Annotated in this window: 18 protein-coding genes and 5 pseudogenes; 9 read left to right on the top strand and 14 right to left on the bottom strand. The window is 59.5% G+C overall.

Annotated features, from left to right (window positions below):
- Positions 1 to 219: 219 nt before the first annotated feature.
- Positions 220 to 462, bottom strand: a complete 243-nt coding sequence (locus tag H1204_RS46910) for a DUF6429 family protein (RefSeq protein ID WP_180735719.1) — start codon at positions 460 to 462, stop codon at positions 220 to 222.
- Between the two features lie 5 nt (positions 463 to 467).
- A complete protein-coding gene (locus H1204_RS46905) occupies positions 468 to 1553 on the bottom strand; it encodes an IS630 family transposase (protein WP_180735718.1) in 1086 nt (361 codons plus the stop codon).
- A gap of 180 nt (positions 1554 to 1733) precedes the next feature.
- Between H1204_RS46905 and H1204_RS46900 the strand changes: the two are divergent.
- Positions 1734 to 2748, top strand: a pseudogene (locus H1204_RS46900) (IS110 family transposase).
- Positions 2749 to 3352: 604 nt separating this feature from the next.
- On the opposite strand, the gene H1204_RS46895 reads toward H1204_RS46900, so the two are convergent.
- A complete protein-coding gene (locus tag H1204_RS46895; protein ID WP_180735717.1) occupies positions 3353 to 3772 on the bottom strand; it encodes an ester cyclase in 420 nt (139 codons plus the stop codon).
- A gap of 254 nt (positions 3773 to 4026) precedes the next feature.
- Positions 4027 to 4287 (bottom strand): hypothetical protein, encoded by a 261-nt coding sequence (locus tag H1204_RS46890; RefSeq protein WP_180735716.1) that lies wholly within the window; start codon positions 4285 to 4287, stop codon positions 4027 to 4029.
- Between the two features lie 732 nt (positions 4288 to 5019).
- On the opposite strand from H1204_RS46890, the gene H1204_RS46885 reads away from it, so the two are divergent.
- Positions 5020 to 5226 carry a toll/interleukin-1 receptor domain-containing protein gene (locus tag H1204_RS46885; protein ID WP_180735715.1) on the top strand — a complete coding sequence of 69 codons (207 nt, stop codon included), beginning with the start codon at positions 5020 to 5022 and terminating at the stop codon, positions 5224 to 5226.
- Positions 5227 to 5232: 6 nt separating this feature from the next.
- Positions 5233 to 5880 carry a hypothetical protein gene (locus H1204_RS46880; RefSeq protein WP_180735714.1) on the top strand — a complete coding sequence of 216 codons (648 nt, stop codon included), beginning with the start codon at positions 5233 to 5235 and terminating at the stop codon, positions 5878 to 5880.
- Positions 5881 to 6185: 305 nt separating this feature from the next.
- On the opposite strand, the gene H1204_RS46875 is transcribed toward H1204_RS46880, so the two are convergent.
- Entirely contained in the window at positions 6186 to 7364 is a 1179-nt protein-coding gene (locus tag H1204_RS46875) for a porin (RefSeq protein WP_180735713.1), read from the bottom strand.
- Positions 7365 to 7749: 385 nt separating this feature from the next.
- On the opposite strand from H1204_RS46875, the gene H1204_RS46870 reads away from it, so the two are divergent.
- A complete protein-coding gene (locus H1204_RS46870) occupies positions 7750 to 9162 on the top strand; it encodes an IS1182 family transposase (protein WP_180736358.1) in 1413 nt (470 codons plus the stop codon).
- Positions 9163 to 9484: 322 nt separating this feature from the next.
- On the opposite strand, the gene H1204_RS46865 is transcribed toward H1204_RS46870, so the two are convergent.
- The gene (locus H1204_RS46865; RefSeq protein WP_180735712.1) at positions 9485 to 9637 is read right to left on the bottom strand and encodes a hypothetical protein; all 153 of its coding nucleotides are present in this window, start codon (positions 9635 to 9637) and stop codon (positions 9485 to 9487) included.
- 253 nt (positions 9638 to 9890) lie between these two features.
- Here H1204_RS46865 and H1204_RS46860 point away from each other — a divergent pair, with 253 nt between their 5' ends.
- The 3 genes from H1204_RS46860 to H1204_RS46850 all read left to right on the top strand — a co-directional run bounded on the left by H1204_RS46860 (position 9891) and on the right by H1204_RS46850 (position 13236).
- On the top strand, positions 9891 to 11213 hold the full coding sequence (locus H1204_RS46860) for an IS4 family transposase (RefSeq protein WP_180736357.1): 1323 nt from the start codon (positions 9891 to 9893) through the stop codon (positions 11211 to 11213).
- Between the two features lie 787 nt (positions 11214 to 12000).
- Complete coding sequence (locus H1204_RS46855) at positions 12001 to 12261, top strand: hypothetical protein (RefSeq protein WP_180735711.1); 261 nt, start codon at positions 12001 to 12003, stop codon at positions 12259 to 12261.
- Positions 12262 to 12273: 12 nt separating this feature from the next.
- Positions 12274 to 13236, top strand: a complete 963-nt coding sequence (locus H1204_RS46850; protein WP_180735710.1) for a hypothetical protein — start codon at positions 12274 to 12276, stop codon at positions 13234 to 13236.
- Positions 13237 to 13385: 149 nt separating this feature from the next.
- On the opposite strand, the pseudogene H1204_RS46845 reads toward H1204_RS46850, so the two are convergent.
- The 4 genes and pseudogenes from H1204_RS46845 to H1204_RS46830 form a co-directional block, all read right to left on the bottom strand.
- Positions 13386 to 13609 (bottom strand): annotated as a pseudogene (locus H1204_RS46845) (flagellum-specific ATP synthase FliI); the annotation flags it as partial.
- 553 nt (positions 13610 to 14162) lie between these two features.
- Positions 14163 to 15164, bottom strand: coding sequence for an SGNH/GDSL hydrolase family protein (locus H1204_RS53165; RefSeq protein ID WP_346015789.1), 1002 nt, complete (start codon positions 15162 to 15164; stop codon positions 14163 to 14165).
- A gap of 1115 nt (positions 15165 to 16279) precedes the next feature.
- Positions 16280 to 16699 carry an SET domain-containing protein-lysine N-methyltransferase gene (locus tag H1204_RS46835; protein ID WP_180735709.1) on the bottom strand — a complete coding sequence of 140 codons (420 nt, stop codon included), beginning with the start codon at positions 16697 to 16699 and terminating at the stop codon, positions 16280 to 16282.
- A 364-nt stretch (positions 16700 to 17063) separates the two neighbouring features.
- Positions 17064 to 17226: pseudogene (locus H1204_RS46830) on the bottom strand (DUF2784 domain-containing protein); the annotation flags it as partial.
- A 169-nt stretch (positions 17227 to 17395) separates the two neighbouring features.
- Between H1204_RS46830 and H1204_RS46825 the strand changes: the two are divergent.
- Entirely contained in the window at positions 17396 to 18928 is a 1533-nt protein-coding gene (locus H1204_RS46825; protein ID WP_180735707.1) for an NAD(P)/FAD-dependent oxidoreductase, read from the top strand.
- A 130-nt stretch (positions 18929 to 19058) separates the two neighbouring features.
- Here H1204_RS46825 and H1204_RS46820 read toward each other — a convergent pair.
- From H1204_RS46820 to H1204_RS46810, 3 genes and pseudogenes are all read right to left on the bottom strand, one after another.
- Positions 19059 to 19238, bottom strand: a pseudogene (locus tag H1204_RS46820) (IS6 family transposase); the annotation flags it as partial.
- Positions 19239 to 19344: 106 nt separating this feature from the next.
- Entirely contained in the window at positions 19345 to 20094 is a 750-nt protein-coding gene (locus H1204_RS46815; protein ID WP_180735706.1) for a BON domain-containing protein, read from the bottom strand.
- A 242-nt stretch (positions 20095 to 20336) separates the two neighbouring features.
- Positions 20337 to 21467 (bottom strand): annotated as a pseudogene (locus H1204_RS46810) (PAS domain S-box protein); the annotation flags it as partial.
- 360 nt (positions 21468 to 21827) lie between these two features.
- On the opposite strand from H1204_RS46810, the gene H1204_RS46805 reads away from it, so the two are divergent.
- A complete protein-coding gene (locus H1204_RS46805; RefSeq protein ID WP_180736356.1) occupies positions 21828 to 22148 on the top strand; it encodes a hypothetical protein in 321 nt (106 codons plus the stop codon).
- A gap of 22 nt (positions 22149 to 22170) precedes the next feature.
- Here the strand turns inward: H1204_RS46805 and H1204_RS46800 are convergent, their stop codons facing one another.
- A complete protein-coding gene (locus tag H1204_RS46800) occupies positions 22171 to 22539 on the bottom strand; it encodes a DUF3564 domain-containing protein (RefSeq protein ID WP_180735705.1) in 369 nt (122 codons plus the stop codon).
- Positions 22540 to 22549 lie beyond the last annotated feature (10 nt).

Genomic DNA, 22549 nt, shown 5'->3' with positions numbered 1-22549 from the left:
TTGCAACAAAGGGTGAAAGATGAAGTGCGATCGCATGGCTGAACATCTTCACTTCGTCCAAGCTGCGGTTTCTGAAAGCGGGAAAACGAAATCTACACGCCGCGTTCGGAGGCGAAGTTCAAATGCGCTGGTGGGTTCCCAACTCACGTTTCGCGTCGGCTGCGCCCCGCACTTCGGACATTCGACGGCGCTAGTGTCGTGAGTTAGAAGTTCGTTGCATTAATTATTCGTGCGGTCCGGGATAACGAAATGCTGCCTGAATAGCCGCTCGGACTCACATAACCCTTCCTCGGTAAAGACCACCGACTTCGTCTTGTTGACCGGGTCGCAGATGAAGCCCTTTTCGTAAAGGCGATTCAGTACGTCCCAGTCGAAGCCCTTCCACGCGCGGTACTGATCGTGCAGAGTCAGGTAGAGAAGTGCCAGGGCGACTTCGTCGATCGCGTCGGTATTGATATTCATGACATTCATCCCGCGGCCTTCTGAACCCGCACGCAAAACCGCTCAAGACTAACCAGTATCTCGTCGGCCGACTTGCTCCAGATGAACGGCTGGGGGTGGGCATTGTAGACGTCAAGGTAGTGCCGGATTGCATCTTCGAGCTGACGCGTCGAACGATGCGTGCCACGACGAAGGTACCTTTCGGTAAGCGTGGCGAACCAGCGTTCGACCTGATTGAGCCACGACGCCGAGGTGGGTGTGAAGTGAACCTGGAAGCGGGGATGACGAGCGAACCACGCCTTGATCGAGGGAGTCTTGTGTGTGCCGTAATTGTCTATCACCAGATGCACATCCAGGTGGGCCGGCACGCTGGCTTCGATGGTGCGCAGGAAACGCAGGAATTCGCTGCTGCGATGGCGCCGGTGCATCTCACCGATCACTTCGCCTGTGACGATGTCCAGCGCAGCAAATAGCGTGGTCGTACCGTGACGCATGTAGTCGTGAGTGCGTCGCTCGGCAATGCCTGGGGCCAAGGGCAATATGGGCTGCGTGCGGTCCAATGCCTGTATCTGGCTCTTCTCGTCAACGCATAGCACCATCGCCTTGAGCGGCGGATCCAGGTACAGGCCAACAATATCGCGCACCTTGTCGACGAAAAACGGATCGCTAGAGAGCTTAAACGTCTCCTGCCGATGCGGCTGCAGTCCGAAGGCACGCCAGATCCGCGACACCGCCGTCTGCGAGAGCTTCATCTCCCGGGCCATCGTGCGCGTGCTCCAGTGCGTCGCCCCGGCAGGCACGGACTCAAGCGTCTTCGCAATAACCGCGTCGACATGCGTGTCGTCGATTGTCCTCGGTGCACCTGGGCGTGGCGCGTCAAGCAGTCCGTCCACACGGTCTGCGACAAATCGCGAGCGCCATTTGGAGACAGTTTGCTGCGTAAGCTGCAGTTTCGCCGCGACCGTCTTGTTGTCCGCCCCTTCGGCACAGGCCAGCACGATGCGCGCTCGCAACGCCAACGCCTGTGCTGTCTTGCGCCGCATCGTCAGTGCCTTCAGTTGCTCGAATTCCGATTCGCTCAGCACGAGTTCCCGTTTGGGCCGTCCGCTCATCGCCGCCTCCTCGTATCAGTGCCACACATAGCACTTTAGTACGCGGCTCAAATAATTCAATGAATTTGTAACTCAGTACACTAGCCGAATGATGATCATGTAGCCGGCCTCCTCGCCGCGGTTATGCGACGAGGGTTAAAGTCAGTTTGCGAAACGCACTTTGACCCTGCGGAGACCGACATGAACTATTGTGACATAGACCTGCATTCGAACAACTGCGTGGTGATCGTCAGCGACGAGAACGACCGGATCGTATACCAGAAACGCGTGCCCAAACGAGCTCGCGCAGATCGCGGCGACGCTTGAGCCGTACCGGCAAGAACTGGCGGGTGTGGTCGTCGAGAGCACGTACAACTGGTACTGGCTGGTGGATGGACTGATGGACACAGGCTACCGGGTACACCTGGCCCATCCTGCTGCCATCAGGAAATACGACGGTCTCAAGTACAGCGGCGATTTCGCCGATGCGGCCTATCTGGCGCAGCTACTGAGGCTCGGGTTGCTGCCCGAGGGCTATGTCTATCCGCGCGAGGAACGCGGCGCACGCGACCTGGCACGCAAGCGCATGCAGCTGGTGCGCTATCGCACAGCGCAGATCCTTTCGATCGAGGGCATCATGATGCGGCAGACGGGGAGCCGAATAAATGGCGAGGCAGTCAAACGGCTGACAGCCGGCCAGGTCGATGAATTTGCCTTTGCGCCCGATGTCGCGCTGGCCGTGGAGGCCAACCGCGCGGTCAGCCAGGCGCTGGGGCAGCAGATTGAGGCGCTGGAGAAGCGACTGAGGGAACGCGTGAGCCTGCGTGCCGAGTACCACCTGCTCAGGACGGTGCCGGGCATCGGCGACACGCTCGCAACCACAATCATGCTCGAGACCGGCTCGATCAGCCGCTTTGCCCAGGTCGGCAATTTCAGTTCCTACTGTCGCTGTGTTGACAGCCTGAGGGAGAGTAACGGCAGGAAGAAGGGTGAAGGCAATACCAGGAACGGCAACAAGTATCTCGCGTGGGCGTTTGTGGAGGCAGCGAACTTCGCGATGCGTTACTGCCCGCAGGCCAGAAACTTTTACGATCGCAAGAAGAGCAGGACGAACCGCGTCCTGGCGATCAAGGCTCTGGCACACAAGCTTGCGCGGGCGTGCTACCACGTGCTGCGAGACCAGAAACCCTTCGATGTCCATCTGTGTTTTGGATAACGGTTTGGCCAGGGGCGGCGAGCCAGGACAAGGGACTGGTGTGAAGCCACCCGAATGAGTTGGACGCCGCCCTTGTGCCATCTGAACGGATGCAGAACACTGAATCGCCCAGGCCGTGAGCCATCAAAGGACTGGCGTCGTCGTCATGGCGATAGCCACAGGGAATGCAAGCACTCCCCTGGACACGGCCTGGCACCAAAGTTTCTCTGGGGCGGCACTGCCGCCAGGGCAGTCGCGGAGCATTGCGACAGGCTTGATCCCGACGGGTGTCTGGTGCGATTCGGTTCGCAACCAACGAGTGAGAAAACGGGCGCGGTTAGTGTTTGCACGAATGAAGGTGGCGCGCTGTTGTCACCGAGAATTGACGCAACTGTTTGCGGGGTACTTTTTTTACCCTTGACTCCGGCCGGCTAATGGGTGTCCCTTGATGGGCGAACCCGAGAATCCGAGGTCGCCTCGAACACCGCGATCCATGGTGAAAGCCGAACTTCCGTAGACGACCCACTCCCGTCATTCGTACCCGCGCCCCTAGACGACAGCTTCCAGGATACCTGCGGTCATCGGTGCCAGCGTGCCGGCCGGCGCGTGCTCGTCCATCTCGGTTTCATTGGCCCGGTGGGAGAACCGCGCCGAGTTGTATCATCAGTCCGAGCATGTCCATGATGATGCGGGTTTCCTTAATCCTGCCGTCCTGAATGCGGTCGACGACCATGCCCCACACCCTTACCAACTGCCCCGTAGCAGGCACGCCGAGGAACTCTCCCCGGTGAGTGCCCGTCCACTCGAAGCGGGTCAGCACGCGGTCACCCTCGGTGAGCTGTTCCTCGATGTGCCAGTGCATATCCGGGAACGCGGCCCGCATCCCTCGCAGGACATCCTTGAGACCTTGGAGACCGGGACCTTGGCCGGGGAAGGGGACGTGCTCGACCATGTCATCCCAGACAAGCCGGTCGGCGGCATCGATCCGCCCCTGGTTCAGGACCTCCTCAACAAACTCGCGAACAACACCGCTGATCTCGTGCATAGAATGATGGCCTCCTGCCTGTCGGTGGAATAAATGGACCGAGCCTAGCCGGTCCCCGGGTGGGCCGCAGTGTTGAGGTTTCTGCATACGGCAGACACCCGACGAATCCAATTTTAGTGGGCTCGACTGGAAGCCGCGCGGGGTAGCACGTCGAACTGCGCAAGCGTCCAGTTCTCGGACGCGGGTAGCCGTCAGCTATCCGGGCAGGAGCCGACGTTCAACCGGCTGGTCCATAGATTGGCCGAATGAACAGACTAGGGATCGTTAACTGCGTTGATGATGTCAGTGAGGAACCAGGGCAGAATTAATTGCGTATCGGAATAGCTGACACCAACGCTGAGTGCTGGTGGCTTTGACATGGAGTCGCCGCGGGTCGCACCGTGATTGGCGCGCGGAATGTAGGTACTTGTGTGGGCCGGAATTTGCTGGGCGGTCTGATTATTCGCGGGTGGCCATGTCGACGCGCAGCCGGCAATGAACACAACGAGAACAGGTGCGGAGCAAAAGGGCTTCATGAGGTTGAACTCCAGCCACGTTACTTTGACAATATGGCCGATGACGAGTTCGTCGCGGGTATGCGGCTGGACGCATGCCGAATGCGAGAGGCGCAGTCCGACTGATCATGGCCGAGGCCGTGTGAAAACGCGCTCTGCCTGAAGCCTTCTTAAATGTCGACCCTTCAGATCGCCGCGTAACGGGCTGGTGGGGACTCGGGAAGGGTAAAGCGACACCCGAAAGCGGAGTACTTTTGTGTTTTCACGCGGCCTCGGCCGACTGCTGTCTGACGTGGTCGGCAGAAGTCGACCCGGAGCCGTCCTTCGACCCGGCGCACCTTCGATGGCCGGTTTCGAAACACTCCAGCCATTCGAGCCGGCCGACTATGACGACAAGTGTTCGGGCGTCCGCCGTTTTTCTCGTCTCCACCCACAGCATCCGATTAGGAGAAAGGCCGATGTACTGCAGGCATAAGCCATCCGATGCCTGCCTGCTCACAAGCAGGTCGACCAATGCGCCCACTGGCCAGTCCCTGCCAGGAAGCTCTTCGGATAGCGCTGGACAGCCGGTGTCCACGACGCGTCCAACACCACAAGAATTTGCAACAACGGTGCGTCGATACCCGTAGGCGCGTGCCGCCTGCGTCGTCTATGCTTCCTCTGCGCCGGCTTCGGCCGTAAACTCGCTAGGATGCCGGGGCGTAGATTGAACGTTATTCGATTGAGTCCAGGTCGATTGCCCGCGGGTGCCCTATGCCGGAAAGCATATTCATCGACTATCGCCGCCAGACCGAATCCGGCGTCGCCGGCCGCATCTACGACAGCCTGAGCCGTGACTTGCCCGGCATCTCCATCTTTATGGATGTCGACAAGCTCAAACCCGGCGACGATTTCGAGCAGGGGCTGGAGAAGAGTCTGGCCTCGTGCAAGGTCTTGCTCGCCGTGGTCGGCCCCGAGTAGCTGACCATGAAGAACAGCGCCGGCAAGCGCCGACTGGACGACCCCGCGGATTTCGTGCGGCGCGAGCTACGCACGGCGCTCTCGAAGGGCGTGCGCATCATTCCCGTGCTGGTTAACGGAGCGCGCATGCCGGACGCCTCCGAGTTGCCAGACGACATCAAGGGCTTCGGCAAGCGCCAAGCGATGGAGATCCGCCACGAGCGCTACAATGCCGACGTCCGCGATCTGTCCCACGCAATCCCCACCATCGCGCCCGGCGCGCGCGCGACCACGCGCAAATACGCCAAACTGGGAGTGGCCGCGCTCGCGCTCGCCGCCGTTCTCGGAGGCACCTATTACGCCGTCTGGACACAATGGCTGTCCTGGAACGATCAGGCGCATTATCAGCTCGAGTTTGATCGCCAGCTTCTGCGCAAATACTATCCCGTTGAGATCGAGGCTCGGGTCAATGGCAATACCGTGCAGTATCGCGGCAGGTTCGTGCCTTTCCCCAACTCAGAGACATTCGCGTTCTACTCGCGCCATTCGATTCCGGACGCGGAGTTCGCAGCCTTCGATGCCCAGCTCACCAAGCAGGGCTACCAGCGCATCTTCCACCAGGAGATCACGTTCAAGGACCACCGGTTCCATCAGGGCACCTGGGTCAAGCCCTGAGGCGACGGCGCTAGTCATGGAGGGCATCTGGCCGAGTTACTTCCGCCACGCGTCCGACAGGGTTACGAAGCGAAACGGCCGGTGGAATGACGACCTTGTGTGTTTCTCGAACGGCAACTATTGGCCGAACTCTGTCCGACGCCGCGGCCCGTTAACGGGATGCCTAGCGCGGTGGCGCGCCGTCAACATCGACGGCGACCGATCCGATCGTGCTGATCTCGCCACTCCATCCACCGGTCCGACGACGAGGCCGGCGCGGGCGGTTCCTGCCTCCTGGCGCGAGCTCCCCGGATAGGAGCTTCGAATCAGAAGCGGTGACGTAGGCCGACGGTGGCCTCGATCTGATTCGATGTCGACGCGGGGGAACTCACGCCGTTGATCCAGGCGACACCCAGCGGATTGCCAGCGCGCGCGCTCACGCTCTGATAGGTGCTTTGGATATAGACGTCGGTGCGCTTCGAGAAGGCGTAGTTCGCGAGCGCGCTCACCTGATTCCAATGCGGAGCGCCGCTACCGGCATTTCCACCGGCGCGCGAGTAGGTGTACGCTGCCGCCAACATAACGGCCGGCGTCAGCGCAAACCGGATGTTTCCTTCATAGTTCTGGAAGTGGGTGTTGAAGCCGGTCAGGAACAGTTCGGTCAGGTTCGTCTGCGTATATACGAAGCCCGCGACCAACGGACCGAACGCATAGTTGACGCCACCGCCCCACGTCTGCTGGCGACTCGCGAGTGCACCGAGCGGCACCGAAGTCGGTGTCAGAAGGCCCGAGAGAGAGCTTCCAAGCGTATCCGTGACTGCCCCGTTAGCATTGAGCTGTGCAGGGGTGCGGGCCGAGTTGTTCAGGTGCAGATACCCGGCGCCGAAGTTCAACGGCCCCCACATGTACGACATGCCGACGCTGTACGCACGATTGTTCGCGAAACCACCGGCCTGGTTCGAAAAGCCGTACAAGGCACCCAGTTTGAAGCCCGCGAAATCCGGACTTTGATACTTGACCGAGTTGTTGATTTGGAACGAATCGTTCAGGTTGTCGACGTCGAAGGGATGAGCGAAGTGAGTCCCGCCATACTGTGTCCCGGTCAACGAGAGTGGCGCCAAGAAATCAACCATGTCGTCGGTTTGACGTCCCAGGGTCAGCGAGCCAAAGTCACGGCTGGATACGCCAACGTAGGCCAAGCGGTTGAATATCCGATTGGCAGACGACAACTGACCATTGTTCAGGTTGAAGCCGTTTTCGAGAGTGAAAATCGCCTGCAAGCCACCGCCGAGATCTTCCGCGCCGCGCAGGCCCCAGCGACTGTACTGGACGCCACCGCTGGTCATCTGCCAGTTGCTGTGACCACCCGCTCCGGTGCCGGTGATCTGGCTGTTGGTGTAAGTGAGACCTGCGTCGATCAGACCGTAAAGCGTCACGCTGCTTTGCGCCTGCGCGGCGCCGGCCAGGGTGGCCAGCGCGGCACCGGCTATCAGAGTTTTCTTCATTCGTCACTCCAGGGTTGAAGACTGTTTTCATTAAACGCTTCACGCCACCCCGTACCTGATGTCCTCTCTGCGGAGAAGTTGCTGTCCCGTAAGACGATAACGGCAATCTGTTATCCGAAGCTATCGGCGCGCGATCGCCTGTCGCTCGATCGCAACAGTACAGACGTAGAGCTCCCGATGTTGCGGCGGGCATATCGCAGCTCATTGTTCCGCGATCCTGTCTTTGCGACGGGCATTCGCATGGCGGACGCAGCACGACCCACTTCTGACGTTCGACGTTACGGCGCGCCGACGGCAGCTTTAAAAACGATGGTGTTGAAAAAGTCGCCGGAGGTTTGGATTGTTGGGTATCCTGGAAGACATCGATCGACGGGAGTACATCGTCATGATGGGTCATCTGGGCAGCGGACAGGACAAGCTCTTCTACTCGTTCAACCTCGATAATCACATCCCTCGCGAACATCTACTGAGAGGCATCGACTACTTCCTCGACCTTCGTGACCTGCGCCAGCATCTCGCGCCGTTCTACAGCCCGATGGGTCGGCCATCGATTGATCCAGAACTCATGATCCGCATGTTGATCGTGGGCTATTGTTTCGGCATCCGGTCCGAGCGCAGGCTGTGCGAGGAGGTACATCTTAATCTGGCGTATCGATGGTTCTGCCGCCTCGGGTTGGACGATGCCGTACCCGAACATTCGACATTCTCAAATAACCGTCACGGCCGCTTCCGCGACAGTGATGCTCTACGGCATGTGTTCGAGACAGTACTTAGGCGTTGCATGTCCGAAGGACTGGTCGAGGGCGAAGGATTCGCTATCGACGCGAGCATCATCAGGGCCGATGCGAGTGCTGCTCGCGGTGTTCCCGGTACCGAACGCGTCGACTGGGGATGTGCTGAGGGCCAAAGCCGTGCGGTCCGGGAATATCTCGACGCATTGGAGGAAGCGAATCCGGCGGGCGCCGAGGCCGCAAAGGCAGACAGACCGTCGCCTCAAAAGAAGATTTCGCTGACGGACCCCGCGGCAAGCTGGGCAGCCGCCAGGGGTAGCCCGGCGGTCTTTGCCTACTCGACCAATTATCTGATTGACCTGAAAGCCGGGATCATCGTGGACGTCGAGGCGACGCCCGCGAACCGGGCCCACGAGGTGGAATCAACCAGGACGATGATTGAGCGCGTTGAGCGTCGACATGATCTGAAGCCCCGCCGTCTTGCTGGCGATACCGCATATGGCTCGGCCGCGATGCTTGCGTGGATGATTGAGCAGAAGGACATTGCGCCACATGTTCCGGTCTGGGATAAAACCACGCGGAAGGATAATACGTTCTCAAGCAGCGAGTTCGAATGGGACGAGCAGGGTAATGAATACCGCTGTCCAACTGGACACATACTGCGCAGTGACCGGCGAAAATTCAAAACTCCGCGCACACGCATCACGAAGGCGGAGACGATCATCTACCGGGCGAGCCAACGCGACTGTGAAAGCTGTTCGATGAAGGATCGCTGTTGTCCGAATACACCGTTCCGCAAAATCGCTCGCAGCATCCATGAAGCTGCGCGAGACGAAACCAGGCGAATTGCAAAGACACCTGAATACAGCCGATCTTCCCGTGAACGAAAGAAGGTCGAAATGCTCTTTGCCCACCTCAAACGCATTCTGAAGCTCGACCACTTGCGACTGCGTGGGCTAACAGGCGCACACGATGAGTTTTTGCTCGCAGCGATCGCACAAAATCTGCGACGAATGGCGAAACGGCTTGCACCGGAAAGTAGCGGAAACAAACTTGCGGCTGCTTGACGAGCAATTCGGCGGTCGCTCCAAAAGGTTGGCATCGCCGTGCACGTTCAGGGATTGAAACCGCATGGCGAAAGCCATCGTCAGAAGTCAAAACATGACTTTTTCAACACTATCAAAACTGTATTGGTCATTCGGTCGGGCATGTCAGCAGTAGATCCTCCGGCGTCGCGAAATTCTCTCCTGTTGAGTTTCCATCTGACTTGCGGCGGCAGTGTGCAATCTCCAGTTAGCGGAACATCCTGGCGGCGCGATTCGGCGGGGCCAACAGTCAAGGCGGTTGGCGGCGAACAAGAGCTAACCGGGGCGAGACATGAAATCCACATCAATTGAGCGGATCTGGCAGCTCACGAAGGACATCGAGCAGGCGATGGCGGTCGGCGAGTTTCAGGAAGCGGCGCGGCCGGCGAGCGCTCGCCGCTGTGATGTTGCCTTCTGCTCCATTGTCACCCGATGCGATCGTCAAGATCGACAGCACGACGTTCGCTCACGCTTAGCTCGCGCAAGGGGAACTCACTACTGAATACGCCGAGATGATGCGGGCGACGCGCGGGGTGACCCAGTAACAGCGCGTCGCGCACAACTCTGAACTCTGAACTCTAAAGCCCAGCCCTTTCAAGGTCTTTGCGCTGCAAACCTGGTAACCTGGCGAGATGTTAAGGAACGACGGGTACGAAGGGATGTTCGACGAGGTGATGAAGCGTTTCGAGCAGCAGGCACCGGTATGCGTGATGGCACGCCTGGCACTGCAGAGAGCCATCGCGCCGCAATGGATCGACGAGGTGTTCGCCGAGCACCGGCAGCGGCAATATCCACGTGAATTGCTGTTCTCGACGGTGGTTGAACTGATGACGCTGGTGTCGCTGGGACTGAGTCCGTCGCTGCACGCTGCAGCGACACAGACGAAGCCCCTGCCGGTGTCGCTGGCCGCGCTCTACGAGAAGGTCAACCGCACCGAACCCGCGATCCTGCGTGCCCTGGTACAGGGCAGCGCACAGCGTCTGGGGCCGGTGCTGGCGGCGTTGCCATGCCAGCCCAGCCTGCCCGGCTGGCGTGTGCGGGTGCTTGATGGCAATCACCTGCCGGCCAGTGAGAAACGGCTGGCGGCGTTGCGCGAGCAGCGTGGCGCGGCGTTGCCGGGGCACGCGCTGGTGGTCTACGAGCCGGATCTGGGTCTGGTCACAGATCTGGTCGCCATCGAGGATGCGCACGCGCAGGAGCGCTCGGCCATGGCCCCGCTGATTGAATGTGCCGGCGCGGGCGAATTGTGGCTGGCTGACCGGAACTTCTGCACCGGGACCATCCTGCAGGGCTGGCATCAGGCACAGGCCTGCTTCATCGTGCGCGAACACGGCCGCAACAGCCCGGCGCTTGCCAGCAGTGGGCCATGGGTGGACGGTGCACGTATCGAGACAGGTCAGGTGCGAGAGCAACGCATTGACCTGAAGGCTGGCGTCGTCTGGCGTCGCATCGAGCTGACGCTGGACAAGCCGACTGATGCAGGCGATACCGTGATTCTGTTGTGGAGCAACCTGCCTGCCGCGGTGGGCGCACACGAGATTGCCCGGCTGTACCGCAAGCGCTGGCGTATCGAGGGCATGTTCCAGCGACTCGAGTCGGTCCTGCACAGCGAGATCCGCACCTTGGGTCATCCACGTGCCGCGCTGCTGGGCTTTACCGTCGCGGTGCTGGCGTACAACGTGCTGGCCACGCTCAAGCGCAGTGTTGAAGCTGCGCATGCTGCCGCCGATGAAACAGGTGCAGCGCCGCCAGACGTCTCGACGTACTACCTCGCCGTGCAGATTCGCAGCCAGTATGAGGGCATGCTCATCGCGCTGCCGCCAAATGAATGGTCGCACTGGAGCGATGCCACGCCCGACGTGATTGCCGGCAAACTGCTCGAGCTGGCCCGCTGCGTCGACCCGATTCAGGTGCGCACACGCACGCGTGGCCCCAAGACCCGCAAACCCGCACCCTATGTCGAAGGTGCGGTAGCCCGCGCCCATCACAGTACCGCTCGCCTGCTTAAACGCGCCAAAGGCGGGACATCTTGATCAAGACCTTGAAAGGGCTGACTCTAAAGCCCCTGGAGAACCTGACTATGTCTCTAGCAGCATTCAGCATCTGAATCTGGCTGTGTTTTCCTCGGAATTGTTGTTGAACTCGTTCTGTTCGTCTATCAGGTCGTGGCGCATCGTTCGCCGCGCCGATCACTCGGGCTGATGGGTGCTGGTTGTCGCGATTCTCGGCGTGAACGTCACCATGCGCTGGGCGTTCGCCTTCGTGGCGTGCCCGGCTGTCAGCCCGCAACGATCCCTGAATAGCGGAGATAACGTTTTCTGCACCTTCTCGTGCCGCTCCGCAAAGCCCGCATCGTGCGGAGAGCCGTTCCGGGCTTCTTTTGATCTGGGTCTTTAAGACAAAGACGTCCGCAAGAACTTGTCAGCTAACCGCGCACTGATGACATGTCAAAAAAACCAGGCGCGCCGCTTTGCTTTCCGCCTGCTAATCGCCTATGTTTTTAATGCGCGATTGCGGCGTGATGACGATTTCCGCGCTGGCACTACCTTGCCTTTGCGTCGATTCGTTGATCTCAGCCAACGCTTGTAAAAACGGGAATGGGGCATATCCGCAGCTAGCCATTAAGGCAGCACGATCGCGCCTCCAATCACACATATTAAATCCGAGACTCCATCGGGCACCCGCTATCGGCTACTAACGCAAGTATGAGGACGTCAGGCCACTGACGGCCAACTTTCATGCTGCCTTTTTTACTTTGCGAGCCGAAGGAGCTTTGCATCTTCGTGACATAGGGCCCACGTATTTCGCAGGAGAAAAAACATGGTCGACATTTCGATCAAGAGACAACCCAACCGATACTTTTCTATATGCCGCTTCGGCTGGATGCTGGCGCTAATCCTCAGTTTTTGGGCGGTTGGGAGCCATGCGCAGGAGGCTCGCTATCGTTATGTCTCACTTGACCAGATCGCGCTGCCAGCTGGATTTACCAAATTTTTTCCCAACGCGATCCAGGACAGCGGTCGCGTCTACGGCACCCTCTGCGACGATATCAACTGCGGCGTTGTTCGGTTCGCCTACTAGAAAGACGGGAAGTTGACCGTTCTTCCGCTGCAGGCGCCACCACTCAGTTTTGGCGGTCCGGTCAACGCCAGCGGCACTATTGGCGGCAGCGTTGTGATCGACCCCACAAATTTCATCGGTCGTGCCGCTTTATTCCGCGGAAACCAGGTCACGCTCATTCCGCCGCAGCCCGGAGAGCAGTTCGCCTTTGTCATCGCGCTTAACGATAACGACACCGCTCTGGTATGGTCATTTACTGATACCGGAGCCACCTTTGTGCTTTACCGAGACGGCACGCCGACGCCGATCAACTTCCGTCAGAACATCACCGCATCATATTTTCCGTTCGTTTTTACGGCGGGATTTTGTAGATGCCTGAACAACAATCAACTCATCGATGGGACTAGTTATTTTGGCTTCAATGGAGATCGCGCCTTTCGTTTGAACACGCGCAACGGGCTCGGTACCATCCTCGATCCGTTTCCGGGGGATCCGACTGAAAATCTGGCCTGGGGCGAGGCCATTAACCAGGCGGGCGATGTTCTCGGCTACTCCTTTAAAATTGGGCGGCCTTACCATGAGCGCATCGGGGTGTGGGGAAGCAACGGCGTTTTTTATACCTACCTTGTCGAGAACGAAAGCAGTAATGGCCTGCTTTTCAACGACAACAAGCTGATTGTTATCACGTCATTTGATTCTCAGGGCGGACCTCCCATCAGTTACATCGTGCCCCGACCCGGAGTGCGCCTGAATCTGGCCGATCTGGTCGTCAATCTTCCTGCAGGGCAGGACCTGGCACGTATCAAGGACCTGAACAATCACGGAGACATGATTGGCTCAAGTACCTCGAGTGCCAACTTTCTGCTACTGCGTCTTGAGTCAGGGGACCAGCAGGCCTACGCGACGCCTGTCGTGGACAATACATGGCACGCGCTCCCTTCAGCGGTTACGATCATGCGCGGTCGGCTACGCCAGCAAGCAGGGCCGGCTAAATAATCTGGATCGGCCGCCGGCTGCACTTGAAGCAGAAAGGTCAGGTGGCTGGCACCGCCCGGGAAGTTAGCATTTCCGGCGTGCTGTTTACGACCGCCTCCTGCCTCACGATCAAAAATGCCGTCCAGTGCTTAACTGAACGGCATTACGCGGCGTGTGGGCGGCGGCTCGCCGATCGCGGTGCGATCTCGCGTTGCGCCATCGCGTAGCGGATCAGCGAATCCATCAGCTGCAGCACGTGCTTGCTCTGGCCGCGAAAGAGTTCCGCAAGCGAGGTTGCGTAGACACCTTGCATTCGCAAGAGCGGCGACACGTCAGCGGGGGCGGCGACAACCACCGAGCACGCAAGGCCTTCCTCGCCGAGGATTTGCTCAATAGCCACGAGGACCGGGGTCTGCAGGTCAAGGAAATCGTTCGACTTGGACAGCAGATTTCGAGTACAACCAACCCTTAGCGCCTGCTTCTTCGCTCGAAATTTCGGCGTTGAAGGCAGAAGCTATATCGGCCTTCCGGAACCTCGGCATCGTTCGGCTATGGCCGTTTGCGATGCGAAGCCGCCGCTCGAGCGGGCCACAGGACATGGATGGCGAACGGCGGCAAGTGGCCGAGAGCACCAGTTCAATGAAGGTGCTGTAGGGCAGCCGTTGAAATCTTCGACGGCTGCTTTCGGGCGACTTCAGTGAATGAGTACAGTCGGCCACTTACAGCCGTTCGCTGGCCGCTCGCACGGACACTCGAATGTCAGGTCCCCTCGGATAGCGGACCTCTTTCGGTCAAACGTCCCTGTCGCGTCCTCTTGACATTTGTTTCGTGACCATCCATGGACGTTGAAACAAGTACCACGCGTCCGTCGACATGTCGTTGCCGGTCCATGCGGCCGCGCTAAGGGCCAGGATACTGTGCCAAGGTACCCACTGCCAGTTGCGCAATTAGCGCGTGTACTGCCTTCGTCGGGTGGATCCCATCCCAGAAGAAATAATCGTCAGGCTGCTGGCACGTAAAAGGCGGCATATTGGGGTTACGCAGGGATCGGTGACATCGGTGAGGCCGAAGTTGCCCGGCGATTGGATGATGACCACCATCTGGCCGGAGATGTCCATTTCCGCGATCTGGATGCCGGGCAGGCTACCGAGTGCCGCCGAAGACAGGACGTTTTGGGCTAGCCCCTGATTGAATCCGTCCACCAGGTTCCGGGCCACGATCCCTGCGCCAGGGCCCAACGCCCGAACAGCCGGTGTCAACTCTATCCTCGGCGCATTCCAGACAAGAAACTTTCTTGCCCCAGAGGTATAAAGCGTCTGAATACTTTGGGCGATGCCGTTCAGGGCATTGGTCACGATGGCATTCGCCGCCGCCGCCGCCTGGCTTTGACTGCCCGTTGCCTGGTACACGGTGAAAAACGTGACAAGGGCATCACGAAGATCGTTACTTCCCATCTCGATGACGTACAGCGCGTCCGATGGAGCAGTCTGGTTCACATCCTGGAGAAATGTCTGCACTTGCTGCGGCAGATTGACCGTATTCGGAAACTGCGTGGCCCTTGCCCCGCCCACTGCGTAGTTGCGCGCCTTGCCGCTGGTGCTCTGGAACGCAGGCTGGACGTACGCGGCCAGCCCTCTGCCCTGGGCGAACTGCTCGATCCAAGTCGCTCCGTTGCTGAAGTGGTGCCCGCCCTTTGCGTAAGGGGCGCTCGGAACCAGCGACTCGTCGAGGGTGTCGTAAGGCGGCTTGTTCTGACTGACGTTGCCCGCCACACTCTGTCCGGCCGGTGGGTGAGCCAGCAGCGTGAATGCATTGCCGGGGTCGGAAAGGCTCGTACCGAACACGACGATGCTGCCGAATATCATATTGGCGCTTGCGACGCCGGGGAGGGCGAGGACCAACACGGCCACGATGATCTGCACCCATTTCTGCCTAAGTACGTTCGTCATGTTTGTTCACCTTCATTATTTGGACCGGCAGTTTGAGACCTCCCGATCTCTGCAGCTATCGCAGCACGAGGCGCGTTCAGAAGTTGCTTGATCCTCATGTGTTGTTGGGCAAAAAAAGGGTCAACGCGATCTGGTCGGGGGAGGTGAAGTCGCTGCGCGCCAGGACAGCAAGCTTTATGTTGATCTTCTGATAGCCGTTCACGCACTGCCCATTAATGGCGAATACACTGTGCATCGTGAACCACGCGTGGCCTCAAGATGCTGCAACGATATGCGTGCGTCTTCAAGATAGGTGGCGTTACATGGAAGGGCAGTAAGTACATCCCCGGATGAAGTTCGCGTCGCGAATGTGCGCAGGCGCATATTCAAGCGGATGCTTACTTTGCTACGGTCCTTGGTTCTCACAACGGGTTAAGAGAATTCGTGTCGGGCAGATTGTCAGTCCCGCAATGGCGGCTACCGAGTGCGGATTGACTTCGGCCAGAACTGGCGCTCGAAGCGCAATCGCAATGAAGTCTTCTTACGGTGATGGCCCTGCGCTTTCGCGAATATCTTCGGCGGCGTCTTCATCGTCTTCCCCAAGGCGCGAGCCGCAGTGAGGGCGGTAATTCGCGCACGGTGCCCGGAGAGAAAGGCCAAACGAACGGGTGGAAACGAGCCCGCATTGCGAGAGACCTGATCAATACCAACCCGAATGACCACTGTACCGCTGGAAGCGGCCTTCGAGCCATCGCGACCGCGTGTGGCCGTTGAGGGTCGACTACTGTCCTCTGGACGCGCACAAAGCCGCCGTTCGACCTGATCGTGTGCTTGACGTCAGCAATACTAATCATGGCTGCAGTTATACGATGGTCACGCCAACGGCGTTTATGGCCGGCGTCTTGTCATAAAGCGAAGGTGCCGAGCGGCTGCTTGACGTCCCATACCGACCATTGCCAATCCGACAAGCGACGGTACCTGCCCAGCGTTGCTCGTCTGCTGGACGCTTATAGTTCGCCGGGGCCCGTTACGGGATGCGCAGACAGGACGCAAACAGGTATCGCCGGCATACACAGGCCAGCTATCGTCATGCACCCAGCCCTGTGCGTGTGGGCAACGCCGCATTTACGTCGCGGTCATGCACTGCCAAGCATTGATCTGCGGCAGGCGGAATGACCGCAATGACAAGCGTACTGGGCACGGATGTCTTCGCTCATCTCGCCGTCGATGAAAAGTTCTTCGTCAGGCCTGATGCCGGTGAGGGCGTGGATGAAGATGCGATCGCCCGTCTCGATCGCCTCGCAGTTGGGCGTGCACGCGTGGTTCAGGAAACGGGCGCTGTTTCCGCCGCGACTGCCATCGATGACGCGACCGTCAGACAGGCCGAACACGAACGTATGGCCGGCTTCCGATCGTTGGCGTGCCGCTGCCCGCCGCCAGCTGGTCACTTCACCCTTGTACTCGATGAGCCGCTCGCCTGCGGCGATCGGCTGAAGCGCAAACAGTCCCTTGCCATGCACGGAGGAGCGTCGCGCGGTGATACGTCGCAATCGCATTGTGTCGTCTCCCTTCGATACGTTTCTGTCTTCGTCATTCCCGTTAAGGTGCGAAGCATATCGCTGCCGTCGTGTGTATTCAACGATTCACGTCGCATTGTGAGCAATCATGCGCAACTAACGGTCTGGAATTTATCCGTACCTGCCCAGCTTCGCCAAACCCCGCTGACAGGGAGTAGCCACTGAATCGTCCGCGCAAGGAAGGGTCCGCAAGCGTCGATCAAAATAAGTCTGTCAATCCAGAATCCCGTCAAAGACAAGCCGTATAAGCTGGCGTCATTTCTAATTGACAATTTTATTTGCACTCGCAGGCCACTAGCCGGGATCGAGTTGGTGAACGTAACCATCAGGACAGCAGGTGATGAGCCCCCACCACGCCGATGGCGACAAGATGTACTAGCTGGCAGAACGGCTCAAGCACCCGCTTCCAGCCCAGCGCCGCGCCCACCCAAATCGTGACGAGCCCGCCGACGATAAAGAGCGCAATCAGCGCGTGCCCCGAGCACTGCATCCGCCAACCAGATCATGATGTCGTTCGTGCTGCGCTTGATACAGATCAACAGTAGCGCCGCACCGCGCAGCACATTAGTCGATGTGTGTGGCGCGCGTACATCCAACGTCCCACACGTTCCCATACGGGCCGTACGCGTCGTAATACGCGTCATACGCTCTCCTCATCCCGCCGGAGTCGCAGCCATGAACCCCATTCCCCGAAAGGTCGTCATCATCGGCGCCGGCATCGCTGGCCTGTGCGCCGCGGTTCACGCGCGCAAGTGCGGATACGCCGTCACCGTGCTCGAGCAGCACGAACGTCCCGGCGGACTCGCCACCAGCTGGCAGCGCGGCACTTATACGTTCGAAGCTTGTCTGCACTGGCTGCTCGGGTCGAATTTGCACGATCCCATGCACGCGTTATGGCGCGAAGTGTTCGATATCGACCGCCTTCATTTCGTCTACCCGGAAGAATGGATGCGTGTAGAAAGCGAAGAAGGAAATAGTCTGTCCATCTACTCGAATCTCGAGCGGCTCGAAGCGGAGCTGCTGCGACACGCACCGCAGGACGAAGCACAGATCCGCCAGTTCATGCATGCCGTCCGCAGCCTGAGCCACTGCCCGCTGCCGTCGTTGAGCAGCGCCTGGCAGGACCGCCTCACGACGGGGCTGCAATTGCTTCGCCACATGCCTCTTCTGCAAAACCTCTCGCACATTACTTCCGAAGACTATGGCAAGCGGTTCAACGACTCGTTGCTGCGAGGCTTCTTCGGCGAAGGAGAAAACGCGCAGCTCGCGGTCGTTGCGCTAGTTTTCGCGCTCGCATGGGTCAGCAACCGCAACGCCGGCTATCCAATAGGCGGCTCGCACGCGGTGATCGGTCCGATCGCGCAGAACCTGCAGCAGCTCGGTGGTGTGTTGCGCACGGGCTCGAGCGTCAAGCAGATTCTCGTGGAAGACGACACTGCAGTGGGTGTGCAACTGGACGACGGCGAGCGCATCGACGCCGACTGGGTCGTCTCCGCCGCCGACGGGCACACGACCGTGTACAACATGCTCGACGGGCGGTATGTCGGCCCGCGCATGGCGCACGTCTATCGCACGTACAAGCCCTTCCCTTCGTTCCTGCAGGTGAGCCTCGGCGTGGCGCGCGATCTTTCGCAGCAGTGCGGATATGTGATGCGACTGCTCAACAAGCCGTTCACATTGGACCCGCAAACAGTGCTACATCAGATCGCCTTCAGGCTGTTCCACTACGATCCAACGTTCGCGCCTGCAGGCAAGACCGCCGTGACGTGCACGCTGCCCACGCGCAACGTGGGGTACTGGTCGTGGTTGAGCGAGCACGACCCGCAAGGATATGAAGCGGAAAAGCAGCGCGTGGCGAACAGCGTTATCGCGATATTCGACGAGCGCACGCCCTGTGTACGTGACGCGATAGAAGTGGTCGACGTGTCGACGCCCGCCACCGTGGTCCACTGCACGCGCAACTGGCAAGGCAGCATGGAAGGCTGGCTGCTCACGCCGCAGACGGGCGTAAGACCCTTGCCGCCCGCGTTGCCCGGCTTGCGGCGGTTCCTGATGATCGGCCAGTGGGTCATGCCCGGCGGCGGCCTGCCGTCCGGCCTGATTACCGCGCGGCGCGCGGTGCGCCGCATGTGCCGGCAGGACGGCATCGCCTTCGTGCCGGACGAGCGTGACAAGTCGTCGAACGCAGCCGACGGCTTTCCGGCCTGACGCAACCCACGCGCCCGGCGACGCCGCATGGCCACGCGGACGTCAAGCCATCAGGCCGCAAGGACGTTACGCGGCCGGGCGCACCCTCTCGCGACTAACTTTACCGATAATTCGGCAACGCGAGTACCACCCGCTTGACCCAGCGCATGATCGCCGTGTGCGCCAGAGAAAGACCCCGTTCGGAGATCATCTCGACCAGATCGCGCAGGCTCAGCTTGTAACGCGGGTACCAACGCACGCACAAGACGATGACTTCGCGATCGAAATGCCGGCCTTCGAACAGCCCGTCAATTTTCCCCAATTTACTCATCTGTTCGCGCTGCGCGGATCTATAAACCCCTGAGCCTAACCCGCCCGCCTCATATTTGCACCAGAACCGGTACGACAACGGTGGCCGGAAATAGTCCTTACCAGACTTATTTTATGCCGAGTTTTTGCCGGTCAAGTGCATTTGATACTGATGTCCGGCGTCGCATGCGTGGTCTTGACCTTGAGCGCAGCTCGTCAGATACCTGCCGCACTTCAGGGTGGCTTTGCGCGGCAGAGATCACGAATGCACGCTCGTCGACGACAGGCAATTGGCCGCGCAACGTGGCAACTCCGCCCCGCACCTTGACCTTGATTGCGTCGGCTTGCCTCTCGGCGGCCAAGCGAAGTCTGGCGCGGATTCGTGCTGAAACTTCCATCTGGATTTGCCGGTCGCTAACACGAAGTTCATTGCTGATCGACGTGATACCCAGTAGCGGCAAAAGAACTTTCTCGGCGAGTTTTCGTTGATATGACCAATCTACCCGACCGGAAAGGGTCACACATCCGTCGCGAACGGTCACCGTAACCGCGCCACAGGGTAGGTACGCCCTCCATTTCAGCGCATCGAGCACAGCGTCGCGTATCTCCGTGTCGCTGCGGCGCAAATGCGGAGGCACACTAACGGTCAGCTCCGAAGTCACGGACGTAATACCTTGTACCTTTTCAGCGGCGTTGCGTGCCGCAACTCGGGCGGCGCAACTCGAGACCGTACCGCGCAAGACGGCTCGGCTGTTGCGTACGTCGACGATAATCGGCTCGAGGCTCAACGAAGGGTCACGACGAATGCTGTCAACGATGCAATTCGTGAGGTCACAATCTCGCGGTGAAATGTTGAAGGTCGCTGCTGTCGTGTTCACGCAAGGCTCCTTTCTTCAAATGCCGTGCCTCTTCCAATCAGCCCTGGACGATGCGAGCCAACAAGTCGTGGCGTTGACGGTTTCGATTTTTCTTCGGTTGGATTGATGACGGATCGTAAGTGCGGATCGAACTGAGAATGCTTTGCCGGATGCATTGTGACCGTACTTCGAGGTGAGGACTAGCAATAGTGACTCACCAAGATGCCTACCTGTTCTTGATTTACATCAACGATGCTTGCCATGACGGAAGGCAGTTCGCACCGCGTGATCTGCGCCCCCGACTCCTGCAGCACGACACTCAAGCTCTTCAGTGCCTGGTCAAGTGCGGCGGCACATTTAGTCAACTGCTGAACTGCGCCCGGCCGTCCGACACGGGAATAGGAGAGTAGGTCGTCGATCAGCTTCTGCATCCGCGTGGCGCCATCGACTGCGTGCATGATAAATTCGTCCGCGCGCGCATCGAGTTGTCCTTGATAGCGGCGCTGAAGCAGCTGAAGCGGACCCGCGACGGCGCGTAACGGCTCCTGTAGATCGTGAGACGCCACATACGCAAATTGTTCGAGATACTGATTCGAGCGCGCGAGTTCTTCCGTCCGGCGTATGAGTTCCTGCTCCGCGCGCTTTCTCTCCGTGATGTCGACAATGGCGGCGAGCACGAAGTCTTCATTGGACGTGCGCACGGGGTTGAGCCCGATCTCCACCGGAAACTCCGAGCCGTCCTGACGACGGCCGTACAGGTCACGGCCCATACCCATCGGGCGCGGTTTCAGATCATGCAGATAGGCGCTCCGGGAGACTCGATGACCTGTCCGAAACCGTTCCGGCACCAGCGTTTCGATCGACTTCCCGAACAGCTGCTCGCGGCTGTAGCCGAACAGATGCTCGGTCTGCGCATTCACGAGGACGATCTTTCCTTCCTGATCCACCATCACCATTGCATTCGGCGCAGCTTCCACCACGTGCCGGAAGCGCTCCTCGAGGCGACGGCGTTCGGTAATGTCGACGATGGCAGCCAGTACAAATATGCCCTCCGTCGTTGTAACCGGGTTCAGCCCGATTTCGACGGGAACTTCGGTGCCGTCCTTTCGTAACGCAAAAAGGTCGCGGCCGGTCCCCATCGGTCTGCTGCTCAGGTCGCCGTAGAACATGCGGCGGTACTCGGGATGCGCGCGGCGCAGGCGCTCGGGCACGAGGATGTCCACACTGTTGCCGACCAGTTCGTTGCGCGAATAACCGAACAGCTTTTCCGCCTGCGCGTTGACGAGAACGATAAGACCGTCCCGGTCGGCCATGACGATCGCGTTGGGTGCGGCTTCCACGACTTCCCGGAAGAGTTCGTGAGTCAAGCTGCCCGGTTGCTTATACGGCTCCATTCGATCGCCGTCGTTTAACGATGCAACCGCTGCACCGGCGCCGCTTTGCCGAGGCAGCGCTCGAGCCGCCGCGGCGGTAGCTCATTTATAGCCTACATGCGAATTATGATCGCGCGTTTCGGCTCCCATGTGTGCCCCGAACACGTTTGCGCCGGCCGGCCAGGGCATGCGGGTTTTACCTTTTCCGCGGCGGCCGCCTACGGGGAGTGCCCGAGGCGGATGCGATCAGGCTCCGGCGAGTACACGCCGTTAAGCCGATTGATGCAGGTCAACGACGACAGCCCGGCGCACGCGATGATGTCAGGGTGGCCGAAGAGGTTGGCAAGGCGCGGTGAATCTGGGCATCGGATGGAGGCGAAGATGGGCATCGGGATGCAGATCGTCTATCTCGGCTTCTGTGGGACGGCACGGCTGGAAGGCGAGGCGGCCGCGCAACTGGTGCGTCTGGAGCGTTACAGCGGGCTTCTTTCAAATTGCCATCTGGCGATCGAGCAGGTTCATTCGCCGTCGGCCAAGCCGAGCTACGAGGTGCGCCTCGATCTGATCACTCGTGCGCGAGAACTCAAACCCATCGAACATTGTTCGAGCGAAGATGCGGAACAGGCCGTCCGCTGGGCGTTCGACGCCGCGGAAAAGGAGCTTCAGGCGACTCAGAATGCGTCGAAACAGCGGCGGCAATAAGGTCTGGCGGAAGGAAGCGGATTCAGAGGCCACCTTCGGCGAACACGCCGTTCTCGGGATCCGACGCTGTGTTGTCGACGCACTGAATATGCAACTTACCGGGAATGGGCGTGTGATGCGCATGGCGATACCACAATGCCTGTCCCGACGCGCCTTCGCACGGACCTGCGGTTGAACCGAGATCGAGTCCCGTGAGTTCGCAGGTCGCACGGTCGTGGTCGGCGGCATGAATACGGGTGTTGCCTTTCGTGTACGCCAAAGTGCCCCATTCCGGCAGATCGATCACGGCGTGTCCTTCCCGTGACCATTTACGCGATTCGCGATCGAGCCAGAGCACCGCATGCGCTACCTCGGCGCATTGGAACGTATCGAGGTGAACGGTTATTCGCATCGGTGTCTCC

It is taken from the genome of Paraburkholderia sp. PGU19 (assembly GCF_013426915.1).
Classification (GTDB): domain Bacteria; phylum Pseudomonadota; class Gammaproteobacteria; order Burkholderiales; family Burkholderiaceae; genus Paraburkholderia.
This window is presented reverse-complemented; position numbering and strand designations above follow the sequence as displayed.